We start from the raw sequence: 12,811 nt of genomic DNA, 5'->3' as shown, positions 1-12,811 counted from the left end.
CAATGACACGGTGACGCCCCCCGACTTGCCCCGGCTTCCGGCTTTGCGTCTATCCTTGCCGTCCATCTGTCACGCAACACCGGGGGGGTGCGCGTGTCCTTTGTTCGGTTACCCGAGAGCGTCGTCCCGTGTCGCAACCTCGTGGGCGGAGAGTGGCTGTCTCCGACGGAGGGTCCCTCGCAGGAGGTCCGCAGTCCCTACACCGGCGGGCTCATCGGCCGGGTGCCGCTGACCACCGCCGCGGGGGTCGCCCGGGCCGTGGAGGCCGCGAAGGCCGCCGCGCAGGGCTGGCGCGTCACCCCCCTGCGCGAGCGCACCCAGCTCCTGCAACGCTTCCGCGCGCTGCTCGAAGCAAACCTGGAGCGCCTCGCGCACCTGGCCGCGAGCGAATCCGGCAAGACGGTGGCGGAGGGCCGCGCGGGGCTGCTCAAGGGCCTGGAGGTCTGTGACTTCGCGCTGTCGCTCCAGAACCTGGACAGCGGCGCGCACCTGGAGGTGAGCCGGGGCATCACCTGTGAATACCGCCGCGAGCCCCTGGGCGTCGTCGCCGGCATCACGCCGTTCAACTTCCCCGCGATGGTGCCCCTGTGGCTGTTCCCCATCGCCGTCACGGTGGGCAACGCCTTCATCCTCAAGCCGTCGGAGAAGGTGCCGCTCACCGCGACCGCGCTGGGCGAGCTGATGGTGGAGGCGGGCTATCCGCCCGGCGTCTTCTCCGTGGTGCACGGCGCGAAGGCCGCGGTGGACGCGCTCCTGGAGCACCCGGACGTGAAGGCCGTGGCCTTCGTGGGCTCATCCCCCGTCGCGCGGCACGTCTACGTGGAGGGCAGCCGCCACGGCAAGCGCGTGCTGGCGCTGGGCGGCGCGAAGAACCACCTCATCGTCGCGCCGGACGCGGATCCGGACCTCACGCCGCAGGCGGTGGTGGACTCGTTCACGGGCTGCGCGGGCCAGCGCTGCATGGCGGCCAGCGTGCTGCTCGCGGTGGGGGACGTGCAGCCGCTGGTGGACGACATCGTCCGTCGCGCGGCCCGCCTGGAGGTCGGCCCGGGCATGGGCGCGCTCATCGACCGGGGCGCGGTGGACCGGCTGGAGACGGCCATCGCGAAGGCCCAGGCGGACGGGGCGCGCGTGCTGCTGGACGGGCGCGGCAGGCGGCCCGCGGGCGAGGCCTACGCGAACGGCCACTGGCTGGGCCCCACGGTGCTGGACGGCGTGCGCCCGGACATGGAGGCCGCGCGGCGCGAGCTGTTCGGCCCGGTGCTGTCCATCGTGCGGGTGCCCACGCTGTCGGCGGCGCTCGCCGTGGAGAACGCGTCGCCCTATGGCAACGCGGCGTCCATCTTCACCACCAGCGGCGCGGTGGCGCAGACGGTGGTGGAGGGCGCGAAGGCCGGCATGGTGGGCGTGAACGTGGGCGTGCCGGTGCCGCGCGAGCCCTTCTCCTTCGGCGGCACGGGCGACTCGAAGTTCGGCCACGGCGACGTCACTGGACCGTCGAGCCTCGACTTCTGGAGCCAGCTCAAGAAGGTGACCCGCAAGTGGTCCGCGCGCACCGACGGCTCGTGGATGAGCTGACGTCGCGGCTTCCCCCATTCCCAGACATCTGCATTTCCCGCGCGCCCCTCAAGGAGGGTGCACCCATGGCTGACAAGAAGCCCGTGAATCACATCCGCCTCACCTCCCACCCCGACGGACAGGCCCCCGGCGTCCCCCTGCGCTGGGGCGAGTCCGAGCCGCTGCGCCGCGGCCCGGTGGTGGCCACGCTCTCCGACCCCGCGAACCGCAACGTCATCGGCACGCACTCGGGCGCGTACTCCATCTACCGCGCGCTGGCGGTGTCCGCGGGCAGGCTGCCGCAGGACCACAAGGCGGACCTGACCAACACCTCGCCCGCGGCGCAGGTGGGGCCGCATCCGGCGTGGAGCGACCCCAGGCGCATCGTGTCGCTGGACCCCTGGGGCGCGGTGGCGTCGCAGGTGTTCCGCGCCTACGCCGAGCAGGGCGTGGACTACCGGCCCACCATCGCCGTCACCCGGGCCCACATCAACATGCCGGAGGTGCGCGAGGCCATCACCGCCGGCCGCCTCAAGGTGGACGGCGACCTCGTCGCGTCCAACGGCGACGTGAAGGTGGTGAAGGCCGCGGTGGAGCCCGTCTGGTACCTGCCCGGCATCGCCGAGCGCTTCGGCCTCACGGAGGGCGCGCTGCGCCGGGGCCTCTTCGAGCACACCGGCGGCATGTACCCGGAGCTCATCACCCGCCCGGACCTGCATGTCTTCCTGCCGCCCATCGGCGGGCTGTCGCTGTATGTGTTTGGGAACATCTCCGCGCTGGCGGACAGGGACGTGCCGCTGGCGGCGCGCGTGCATGACGAGTGCAACGGCTCGGACGTCTTCGGCAGCGACATCTGCACCTGCCGGCCCTACCTGGTGCACGGCATCGAGGAGTGCGTGCGGATGGCGCAGCAGGGCGGGGTGGGGCTCATCGTCTACCACCGCAAGGAGGGCCGCGCGCTGGGCGAGGTGACCAAGTTCCTGGTCTACAACGCGCGCAAGCGCCAGGAGGGCGGCGACTCCGCGGCCACGTACTTCCACCGCACGGAGTGCGTGGCGGGCGTGCAGGACATGCGCTTCCAGGAGCTGATGCCGGACGTGCTGCACTGGCTGGGCATCACGCGCATCCACCGCTTCATCTCCATGAGCGACATGAAGCACGACGCCATCGTGCGCTCGGGCATCGAGATCCTCGAGCGCGTCCCCATCCCGGACGGCCTGATTCCGGCGGACGCGAAGGTGGAGATGGAGGCGAAGAAGGCCGCGGGCTACTTCACGCGAGGGCCGGTGGCGGACGCGGGGGCGCTGGCGCAGGTGAAGGGACGGGACCTCGATGCTTGAGACGATCCGGGTGCAGGAGGTGTCTCCCACGGTGGCGTGGCTGCGCAGCCCGGCGGCCATCCGCGAGCGCTGCCATCAGGTGCTGGACCTGGGGCTCGCGGGCCGGCTGGAGTACTTCCGGGTGGAGCCGTCGAGGCTGCCCACGGTGGTGGACCGGGTGCTGGCGGTGACGCATGAGGCGTACCCCCGGCTGGACATCCCGGTGCACAGCCGCTGGAGGCACTTCGACGCGGGCGGCGTGCCCCGGCTCGCGCAGCTGGAGGAGCAGCTGGCCCCGCTGCCGCCGGAGGAGCGCGCGCGGTCCAGGGTGGACCTGGGCGTGGTGAGCGTGCTGCTGGACGCGGGCAGCGGCCCGGCGTGGCGCTACGAGGAGCCCGGGGGCGCGACATACGTGCGCTCGGAGGGGCTGGCGGTGGCGTCGCTGCGCATGTTCATGGCGGGCGCCTTCTCGTCGGATCCGGACCGGCCGCTGCGCGCGGACGCGGAGGCGCTGGGCCGGATGACGCGCGAGCAGTTGGAGCGCGGCCTCCAGGTGTCCGAGTCCAATCCCTTGCTGGGCGTGGAGGGCCGGCTGCACCTGCTGCAGGGCCTGTCGCGCGTGTTGCCCAGGCCGGGGGCGCTGTTCGACATGCTGGCCGCGCACCGCCGCAGCGTGCGCGCGGCGGAGGTGCTCGGCACGGTGCTGGAGGTGCTGGGGCCCATCTGGCCGGGGCGCACGACGGTGGACGGCGTGAACCTGGGGGACGTGTGGCCGCACCCGGCGCTCGGGCCGCCGGAGAGCGCGGACGCGCTGGTGCCCTTCCACAAGCTGTCCCAGTGGCTGGCGTACTCGCTGGTGGAGCCGCTCGCGGAGGCGGGCGTGACGGTGACGGAGCTGGACGCGCTCACCGGCCTGCCGGAGTACCGCAACGGCGGCCTCTTCGTGGACCTGGGCGTGCTGGTGCCGCAGGACCCGCGCCTGACGAGGGAGGTCCATGCGCCGGGAGACCCGCCCATCGTGGAGTGGCGGGCGCTGACGGTGGCCCTGCTGGACCGGGTGGCCGCGCTGGTGCGAGGGCGCCTGGAGATGAGCGCGGAGGAGCTGCCGCTGGCGAAGGTGCTCCAGGGCGGCACGTGGACGGCGGGGCGCCGGGTGGCGGCGGAGCTGCGCCCCGGGGGCGTGCCGCCCATCCGCATCCGCAGTGACGGCACGGTGTTCTGAAACACAATCCAGGAGGACGACGCATGGACTTCCCGAACTGCACGGTGGTGGATCACCCGCTGGTGAAGCACAAGCTGACGGTGATGCGCAGGACGGACACGAGCACGGCGTCCTTCCGGGCGCTGCTGGAGGAGATCTCCCTCCTGCTCGGGTACGAGGCGCTGCGAGACCTGAAGCTGCGCGAGGAGCAGATCGAGACGCCCATGGCCCGCACCACGGGCTGGGCGCTGGACGGCAAGAAGCTGGTGCTGGTGCCCATCCTGAGAGCGGGGCAGGGCATCCTGGACGGCCTCCTGCAACTGGTGCCCTCCGCGCGCGTGGGCCACATCGGCCTGTACCGGGACCCGGAGTCGCTGGGCGCCGTGGAGTACTACTACCGCGTGCCCTCCAACCTGGAGGACCGGGACGTCATCGTCTGTGACCCGATGCTCGCGACGGGCAACTCCGCGGTGGCGGCGCTCCAGCGCGTGAAGCGGAGCCGCCCGGGCTCCCTGCGCTTCGTGTGTCTGCTCGCGTGCCCGGAGGGCCTGCTGAACCTGCGCGAGCACCACCCCGACGTGCGCGTCTTCACCGCCGCCATCGACGAGAAGCTGGACGCGCACGGCTACATCCTGCCCGGCCTGGGCGACGCGGGAGACCGCCTCTTCGGCACGAAGTAGGCCCCGCACCGGGCCGCGACGGTTTCACGCCTTGGCTCTTGAGAACCAGGAAAAACGGATTTAAACGTTGAACGGCCTAAACGTTTTTGTCCATTTCCCGGGAGTCCAGGCATGCGCGCGTCGTGGCGGTCCACCCTGATGGCGGTGATGTTGGGCGCGGTCTTCGCGGAAGGAGCGGCGGCGGCCGAGCCCGCGCCGGAAGCGCTCCGGCGGCAGGCCGGCACGCAGCGCTGGACGGAGAACCTCTCGGAGGGAACGGGCACGTCGGAGCTCGTGGGCACGCGCGACGGGCTGCTCTACGAGCCCAACGCGGTGATGCGCCGTCCGGAGGGCCTGAGCCGGCTCACGGGCCTCTTCGAGTTCCCCGCGCGCACCCTCGCGCAGCCCGTGGACACCTTCCGTCCGAGGGTCCAGGCGACGGTGGGCCTGGGGCAGGGCGTCGAGGTGGACGTGCGCGTGCGGAGCCCCGGAGGCGCCTGGAGCGAGTGGCGCACCGCCACCGGAGACGAAGCCGTGCGCCTGCCCCGCTCGGGCACGGAGGTGCAGGTGCGCCTGGCGCTCATCGCGGACGAGCGCGGCCGGGGCCCGGCGGTGCAGGAGGTGGCGCTGGAGGGCTGGCGCGAAGGCGGCGCCGAGGAGGCGCTCCAGGCGCTCACGCCGCTGACATACCGCGTGTACGCGACCCGTGAGGGCCTGGTGGGCGGCACCACGGCGAACGGCCACGTCATCAAGAGCAACGACCGCTTCGTGGCGCTGCCCTCGCGGCGAGGGCTCGCGTCGAACGGGGGCTCCGAGTACCAGGTGCGCGTCTGCTACTCGAAGACGGCGAAGTGCGCGACGACGTCTGTCTGGGACGTGGGCCCGTGGAACACGAAGGACGACTACTGGAACCCCTCCAGCGTGCGCGAGATGTGGAAGACGCTGCCGCAGGGCAAGCCGGAGGCGCAGGCGGCGTACCAGGAGAACTTCAACGGCGGGTTGGATCAGTTCGGCCGCCGGCCGGCGAACCCTGCGGGCATCGACATCGCGGACGGGACGTTCTGGACGGACCTGGGCATGTCGAACAACGACTGGGTGGACGTCACGTACCTGTGGACGTCCGGCGGCGGTTCGTCGACGGGGCTGGTCATCGACAGCAACAACGCGAACAACGACCAGGCGAAGGGCTACATCCAGCTGGCGGGCACGAGCTGGGCCGCGTCCACGAACGTGGCGGGCTACTACGGCACCAGCTACCTGGTGTCCCCGGGCGCGGCGGTGTCGGAGCCGGCGACGTTCTGGTTCTACCTCTCCGCGGCGGCCACGAAGACGGTGGACGCGTGGTGGACGGCGGCGAGCGACCGCTCCACGGCGGCGCCCTTCATCATCACGAACGCGTCCGGCACGCAGCTGGCGAACGTGAAGGTGAACCAGACGGTCAACGGCGCCCGCTGGAACACGCTGGGCACGTGGAGCTTCCCGGCGGGGTGGAACAAGGTCCAGCTGAGCCGCTGGGTGACGGCGGGGACCTACGTGGTCGCGGACGCCATCCAGGTCCGGTGAGCCGCATGGACGCACGGGGTTCCGGGCGGTAGAACGGTCCCCCGTCTCCGAGGAAGCCACCCATGGCGTTGTTGCGCACCGTGATTCCGCCTCCCGTGGAGGAGCCCCACCTCTACACCGACCTCGCCTCCTGGTGGCCGTTGTTCTCGCCACCGGAGGAGTACGTGGAAGAGGCGGAGGATCTGCTCCCCCTGCTGCATCCGGAGGAGGGCCCGGCGCGCACGCTGCTGGAGCTGGGGTCGGGCGGTGGGAGCCTGGCCTTCCACCTGAAGAAGCACTTCACGCTGACGCTGACGGACCGCTCGCCGGAGATGGTGGCGGTGAGCCGCAAGGTGAATCCGGAGTGCGAGCACCGGGTGGGCGACATGCGCTCGCTGCGGCTGGGGCGCACGTTCGACCGGGTGATGGTGCACGACGCCATCATGTACGCGGTGGCGCGGGAGGACGCGCGGGCCACGGTCCTCACGGCGGCGGCGCACTGCCGTCCGGGGGGCCGGGTGGTGTTGTTGCCGGACTGCGTGCGGGAGACCTTCGAGCCCCTCACCGAGTCCGGAGGTCACGACGCGCCGGACGGGCGCGGCATGCGCTACCTCATGTGGACGTGGGATCCGGATCCGGACGATGAGACGTTCGAGACCGCGTTCGCCTATCTGCTGCGGGAAGCGGACGGCACGGTGAGCATGTCGCAGGAGCGCCACCGCTTCGGGCTGTTCCGGAGGGACGACTGGCTCGAGTGGATGCGGGAGGCCGGCTGTCCCGCGACGACGCACAGGGACCCCTGGAACCGGGAGGTCTTCATCGGAGTGCGGGAGCAGGGGTGATGCGAGGGTGGGGGGCCTTGCTGCTGTTCATCCCGGTGTGGGGGATGGCCGCGCCCGCGCGCGTGGAGCTCGTCTTTGGCGGAGACGTGATTCCGCACGGCGAGGTGAGGTCGGTGGCGAAGGCCCACGCGAAGGGCGGAAGCGGCGGGGCCCCGTCGCAGAACCACGAGGGGTGGGACCACGTCTTCGGGCCGCTGTCGGACGTGTTGCGCACGGCGGACGTGGGCGTGGTGAACCTGGAGACGCCGGTCACGGCGAACGACAAGGCCGTCACGAAGGAGCTGGTCTTCAACGCACCCCCAGCGCTGGTGGAGGCGCTGGTGAGCGCGGGCGTGAAGGTGGTGTCCACGGGCAACAACCACGCGAGGGATCAGCACGTGGAAGGCCTGGTGGAGACGCTGAGGCACCTGGACGCGGCGGGGCTGCGCCACGCGGGCACGGGGGCGACGCGGGACGCGGCCTGGGAGCCGGCGTTCATGGAGGTGAGGGGCATGAAGCTGGGCTTCCTCTCCTTCACGAGGAGCCTGAATGGCTTCAGCAACCCGAAGGAAGCGGACGCACCGCACGCGGCGCTGGTGCCCTATCCGGAGCACGCCTCCCGCAGGGGCCTGACGCCGGAGGAAGCGGTGGAGCGGGTGCGGGCCGCGGCGGCGAGGTGTGACGCGCTCTTCGTGCTGGGGCACTGGGGGAACGAGTACAAGGACACGCCGCATCCCCTGGACCGGGCCTTGGGCCAGGCCTTCCTGGAGGCGGGGGCCCTCGCGGTCATCGGCCATCATCCGCACGTGTTGCAGCCGTTGGAGGCATACACGACGAAGGCGGGGCGCCGGGGCTTCATCGCGTATTCGTTGGGCAACCTGGTGGCGAACCAGGCGCGCTTCTACCGGCACGTGAAGGGGCAACTGGGGAAGGATGGAGACAAGAGGGACACGCTGCTCCTGAGAGTCGGAGTGACCCGGGCGGAGCCCGGGGCCCCGGTGTCGCTGGCGGATGTTTCGGTGTTGCCGGTGTGGATTGAGAACAACGCCCAGGGCCGCCGGGCCGGAGAGAAGCGAAACATCCAACCCGTGTTCATCGACCGCGAGATTGAAGAAGTGTCGCGGAGGTTGGCCGCGCTGGCCCAGCGCGGCGCGGCACCCGACAAGGCCGCCCGAGCGGAGAAGGCCGCCCTGGAGCAGCGCCTGGCTGGCGCCCGCTACCGCCGCGAACGCATCTTGCGGATGCTGCCCGCGGAGTTCCGGGTGGCGACGCCAGAGCTCCGGAGAAGGGGCGACGGAGCCATGGGGCTGACGGCTCAGACCGTGCCGTGAACCGGCGGCACGCGAGCGATGAGCTCCGCGAGCTGTCCCCGGCAGGTGACGCAGCGCTGACGGAACTCCTCGCTGAGGTCCTGGGGGAGGGTGAGCGTGTCCCAGGACGCCAGCGCATGGCGGGCGGCATCGGCCCAGACGTCCAACAGCCGGTGGACAGGAGCGCGGGTCCCAGCCCAGGCAGTGCACGCGTCCGGGCACCCGGGCCGCCCCATCCGGCAGCCGAGTCACCCGTGGCCCGGAGCCAAAGAGACAAGGCCTGCTGCGAGCCCCCGAACTGCTCCTGAAGCCCCTCCGCCCGGACAGGCTGGAGGTGTGGGCGGATGTGCCATTCAGCTGAGCGCCAGCGTTCCCTGCCCGCCTGCCCATGGGCGCCTGTGACACTTCCGTGACCCGCCCCGGAATCCATGGTTCCGGACCTGCGGCGCTGTTACGCCAGCGGGACGCCTGGACCCTCATCCCGGCGTACACCCCACCCCAGGTCACACCCCATGAATCCTCTCCTTCGCACTGCCTCGGCCGTCGCGCTGCTGGGCGTCGGCATGCCCGCGTTCGCCGAGGACGCGCAGCCGTCCCACCCTGCCGTGAAGCCCGAGGCGCTGCCCGTCACCTTCCACCGCCTGGAGCAGGGCAACCTCCGCTTCACCAAGGGCGTGGCGCGCCATCCCGCGCAGACCATCGCGGTGCGCAACGCGCTGGCCAGTGAGCAGCACCCGCACGCCATCGTCGTCGCGTGCAGTGACTCGCGAGTGCCGCCGGAGCTCATCTTCGACCAGGGACTGGGCGAGCTCTTCGTCGTGCGCGAGGCCGGCAATGAGCTGGAGCCCCTCGCCGTCGCCAGCATCGAGTACGGCGTCGCCAACCTGGGCGTGCGCCTCATCGTCATCATGGGTCACGAGTCCTGCGGTGCCGTGAAGGCGGGCCTCGCCACGCCGGACGGCCAGAGCACCGGCTCACCCAACCTGGACGCGCTCGTCTCGTCCGTGAAGAGCAACCTCAGCGACGTCCACCTCACGGACGCGGACCGCCATGACCCGAAGGTGGTGAAGGCCGCGCACGCCAACGTGGACGCCGTCACCCGCCAGCTCACCGAGCGCTCCGCGCTCCTCAAGGCGAAGGTCGATGCGGGAGAGCTCGCGATCGTCTCCGCCATCTACTCGCTCGACACCGGGCACGTGGAGTTCTGGCACACGGAGGGGCTCGCCCCCGCGGCGAAGCCGGCCACCACCGCTACCGAAGCCGCTGGCGCCCACTGACCCCGCGCTGGCGAGGCGCCTCGGGTTCCTCCCGGGGCGCTTCACGCAGGTCGCGCAGGGCGACGACGCAGTCCAAACAGCGGCCTGCCCAGCTTCCTCCGAGCAAAGCGCTGCGACGGAGTCCCGTGAGCAGGTACGCCACCGTGGCGACGATGGCCACGTGAGGCAGCACGGAGGTGCCCACCGGTTCCACCACCCTCAACGACAGCGCGAGCGGTGGATGGGCCGCCGCCATGCCCAGTGCCGCACCCAGCGCCACCACCGCGAACGCGAGCTTCCACGCGAACGCACCCAGGGCGGCGAAGCCCCCCTCGAACGCGCGCATGATGCCGGGCATGCCCAGGCCCAGGCAGTCGCTGGTGCCCGCGAGCTTCCAGCGCCCCCAATCCATGAAACAATGCGTCATCGGGAAGCGCTGCGTCAGTGGAGGGCGCGTGACCGCTCCCCCTGACGCGACGTGGCGAAATTCATGTTCAACATGGAATACATATTGGTAAGTCAATTCTGGTCTGAGGAGTGATTCCCGAATCAGAGCCGTGTACCGTGCGCGGCCTCTCCCCATTGCCGGGGCGGGAATCCCCTACCTCTTCAGGAGCCGGTATGTCCGTTCGTCGCAGCGGGCTGTCCCTCGCCGCCGTCCTCGCCGCCACCACCCTCAGTGGCAGCGCGATGGCCAGCACCATCAATCAGAACACGTCGTGGACCATCAACCGCTCGGCGTCGCAGACGTACCGCGTGGTGGCCTACGGCGACTCCATCTTCGCCGGCTACAACGGCGGGATCACCAGCGTGGCGCGCCGTGCGGCCCCGGTGGTGGAGGGGGAGTACGCGGCGAAGACGTGGGGCTCCAACGTGGAGGTCATCCGTCGCACGAAGTCCGGCGCGAAGGCGGACGACATCTACAACAACAAGATCGTCTCCGAGCGCTCCTACATGCAGGACTCGCGCACGCGCGTCGTGATGTTCGAGATGTGCGGCAACGACTACCTGCAGGCCCGCAGCGCGTTCTCCGACCAGAAGGGGACGTGCAACTACAGCGGCCTGCAGAACGCGCTGTCGGCCTGCACCACGTACATGGAGCGGGCGATGCAGACCATCAACCAGTACGCGACCACCGCCAAGGTGAAGGTCATCTCCAACATCTATTACCCCGGCTATGACGCGGACAACGCGCTGACGTCCTGCACGGACTCGGCGACGGGCCAGAAGGTGAACAAGCAGCAGTACTTCCTGCCGCTGCTGGCGCGCAGCAACTGGCGCGCCTGCAACCTGGCGGCGAAGTATGGCTTCAAGTGCGCGGACGCGTTCGCGGAGATGATGGCCTCCGACTACGACCGTAACGGCGACGGCCAGATTGACTCCGCGGCCATCGCGTACCGCGCCGGTGAGACCGAGGACGCCTACGTGCAGCGCATCAGCGTCACCCTGCGCAGCACGCTGCGCGACGCGAACGGCCACCTGGCGAACAGCAGCACCAGCTACGACTACATCCAGTCGGACAACACGCACCCGACGTACACGGGCTCCACCATCAGCGTGAACATCTTCTCCGGTTCCGGTTCCGGCTCCGGGGCGCCGTCCTACACGGACAGCCAGGTCGTCAACGGCAAGAACCCGGACTGGAACAAGTTCGGCCACGAGCGCATGGGCTGGAGCATCTCCACGTTCGACCCCGCGACGCCGTGAGCTGAGCCGGCATCCGCGGGAAGAAAGGGCCTCCGACCTGTCACCGGGTCGGGGGCCCTTTCGTGTGTGGGCCTATGAGGCGCGGAGGGCACGGTGGACGAGGTGGATGTCGCGGAAGGAGGGGATGCGGGCCGGGGCCATCACGTGCTTCAGCGCCAGCACCATCTGCGCCGCGCACCGCCGCGCCTCGAGCCCGCCAATGCCGGTACCCAGCCCGGGACACACCAGCGTCCGGATGACCGGAGCGCCAGCGGCTTCGTTATGCCGCTTCACCGCGAGGAGCGCGGCGCGGAACGCCAGGTACGCGTTGACGGTCTGCGAGACGCTCTCGGGGATTCGCATGGTCGGCGCGGCGATGAGGAAGGGCCAGCGCGCATCCCCGGAAGGCACGACCACGGCGGCACCGACCGGGAGCTCGCCATGATGCTGGTCCACGATGGCCCGTTGGACGGCATCCTGGACCTGGAATCCCAGCGTTTCCCGGATGGCCAGATCGAGCCCGCCGTCCATGATGCCGAAGCTGTTTGCGGGGCTGACCATCGCGTCTGCGGGGACGGCGAAGAAGTCCTCCTCTCGCACGGCGACGAACTCGAACGGGTCGAAGGCCTCGTCCCAGGCCCGCACCAGCTGGGACTGGAGGTCGATGAGGTAGATCTTCTCGGGGAGCATGACCGGCTCTTTATAAGGGGACAGCCGGGCGCTCGCCTGCCCACCCGCCCGCAGCCTTGATGGGGGCACGAAGGAGCGGGTCCAGGTGACAGACCCGCGACGGCTTGGTGACGTCCGATCAACGAAGAGCTTGCACGCGAGCTCAACCTGTGCGAATTCCCGCTGCGCCTCGCACGCCGCTTCGGCGCGCTGGGCCCCGGTCGACTTCCCGGTCAACACCCTCGGCGGTTGGTTCGCCGAAGATGACCAGAAACGAGCGGTTGACAGGATGGGCGGCGCTGAAGTAGAAGCCGCCTCCCTCGAACGAAGCGGCGGAAGTCACTGGACGGCGCCGACGGATTCGAAGGACAGCAGGACGCAAAAGCGAAGTTGACGCTGACTGCGAACTGAAATAGAAGCTGCAACCCCGCCGGTTGAAGCGAAGCCGGCAAGCAACAAGGTCGCAACAAGCGGCTCGGTCTTTGAAAACCAAATAGCAAGCCCAAGAAGTAATGGATTGCGGAAACCGCAGTCAATTTTTTGAGGGTGCTTCACCTTGAGGGCAGCGCTGAAAAGCGCAGCGAGAGGGGAGCGCCGACGAATCAGCGAGCCAAGGTTCCTTAGCCGGGCCTTGGGGGACGCCGGTTCAAGCAAACCAAGAAAGCAATTGGAGAGTTTGATCCTGGCTCAGAACGAACGCTGGCGGCGTGCCTAACACATGCAAGTCGAGCGCGAATGGGGAAACCCTAGTAGAGCGGCGCACGGGTGCGTAACACGTGGATAATCTGCCT

General features: G+C 70.0%; 12 protein-coding genes and 1 rRNA gene. 10 read left to right on the top strand and 3 right to left on the bottom strand.

Annotation, left to right across the window (positions count from 1 at the left end):
- Nucleotides 1-93 precede the first annotated feature (93 nt).
- The 7 genes from mmsA to U8525_RS08920 all read left to right on the top strand — a co-directional run bounded on the left by mmsA (nt 94) and on the right by U8525_RS08920 (nt 8,430).
- Entirely contained in the window at nt 94-1,578 is a 1,485-nt protein-coding gene (mmsA, locus tag U8525_RS08950; protein ID WP_374263744.1) for a CoA-acylating methylmalonate-semialdehyde dehydrogenase, read from the top strand.
- A 65-nt stretch (nt 1,579-1,643) separates the two neighbouring features.
- Nucleotides 1,644-2,897, top strand: a complete 1,254-nt coding sequence (locus U8525_RS08945; RefSeq protein WP_374263741.1) for a GTP cyclohydrolase II — start codon at nt 1,644-1,646, stop codon at nt 2,895-2,897.
- Entirely contained in the window at nt 2,890-4,098 is a 1,209-nt protein-coding gene (locus U8525_RS08940; RefSeq protein ID WP_374263739.1) for a URC4/urg3 family protein, read from the top strand. The genes U8525_RS08945 and U8525_RS08940 overlap by 8 nt, the downstream gene beginning before the upstream one ends.
- 23 nt (nt 4,099-4,121) lie before the next feature.
- Entirely contained in the window at nt 4,122-4,757 is a 636-nt protein-coding gene (upp, locus tag U8525_RS08935; RefSeq protein ID WP_374263737.1) for a uracil phosphoribosyltransferase, read from the top strand.
- 111 nt (nt 4,758-4,868) lie between these two features.
- A complete protein-coding gene (locus tag U8525_RS08930) occupies nt 4,869-6,299 on the top strand; it encodes a hypothetical protein (protein WP_374263735.1) in 1,431 nt (476 codons plus the stop codon).
- A gap of 62 nt (nt 6,300-6,361) precedes the next feature.
- The gene (locus tag U8525_RS08925; RefSeq protein WP_374263733.1) at nt 6,362-7,120 is read left to right on the top strand and encodes a trans-aconitate 2-methyltransferase; all 759 of its coding nucleotides are present in this window, start codon (nt 6,362-6,364) and stop codon (nt 7,118-7,120) included.
- 17 nt (nt 7,121-7,137) lie between these two features.
- A complete protein-coding gene (locus U8525_RS08920; RefSeq protein WP_374263731.1) occupies nt 7,138-8,430 on the top strand; it encodes a CapA family protein in 1,293 nt (430 codons plus the stop codon).
- On the opposite strand, the gene U8525_RS08915 is transcribed toward U8525_RS08920, so the two are convergent.
- A complete protein-coding gene (locus tag U8525_RS08915; protein ID WP_374263729.1) occupies nt 8,415-8,576 on the bottom strand; it encodes a hypothetical protein in 162 nt (53 codons plus the stop codon). The genes U8525_RS08920 and U8525_RS08915 overlap by 16 nt on opposite strands.
- A gap of 345 nt (nt 8,577-8,921) precedes the next feature.
- Here U8525_RS08915 and U8525_RS08910 point away from each other — a divergent pair, with 345 nt between their 5' ends.
- Nucleotides 8,922-9,686 carry a carbonic anhydrase gene (locus U8525_RS08910; RefSeq protein WP_374263727.1) on the top strand — a complete coding sequence of 255 codons (765 nt, stop codon included), beginning with the start codon at nt 8,922-8,924 and terminating at the stop codon, nt 9,684-9,686.
- On the opposite strand, the gene U8525_RS08905 is transcribed toward U8525_RS08910, so the two are convergent.
- Nucleotides 9,661-10,077, bottom strand: a complete 417-nt coding sequence (locus U8525_RS08905) for a hypothetical protein (protein WP_374263725.1) — start codon at nt 10,075-10,077, stop codon at nt 9,661-9,663. The two genes, U8525_RS08910 and U8525_RS08905, sit on opposite strands and share 26 nt — an antisense overlap.
- 209 nt (nt 10,078-10,286) lie before the next feature.
- Here U8525_RS08905 and U8525_RS08900 point away from each other — a divergent pair, with 209 nt between their 5' ends.
- Nucleotides 10,287-11,372 (top strand): SGNH/GDSL hydrolase family protein, encoded by a 1,086-nt coding sequence (locus U8525_RS08900; protein WP_374263723.1) that lies wholly within the window; start codon nt 10,287-10,289, stop codon nt 11,370-11,372.
- Between the two features lie 72 nt (nt 11,373-11,444).
- Here the strand turns inward: U8525_RS08900 and U8525_RS08895 are convergent, their stop codons facing one another.
- Complete coding sequence (locus tag U8525_RS08895; RefSeq protein ID WP_374263721.1) at nt 11,445-12,041, bottom strand: macro domain-containing protein; 597 nt, start codon at nt 12,039-12,041, stop codon at nt 11,445-11,447.
- A gap of 643 nt (nt 12,042-12,684) precedes the next feature.
- Here U8525_RS08895 and U8525_RS08890 point away from each other — a divergent pair.
- Nucleotides 12,685-12,811, top strand: a 16S ribosomal RNA gene (locus U8525_RS08890); the annotation flags it as partial.

Source organism: Corallococcus sp. RDP092CA (assembly GCF_041903675.1).
GTDB lineage: Bacteria > Myxococcota > Myxococcia > Myxococcales > Myxococcaceae > Corallococcus.
The sequence above is the reverse complement of the archived record's forward strand: the minus strand, read 5'-3'. Positions and strand labels throughout refer to the sequence as shown.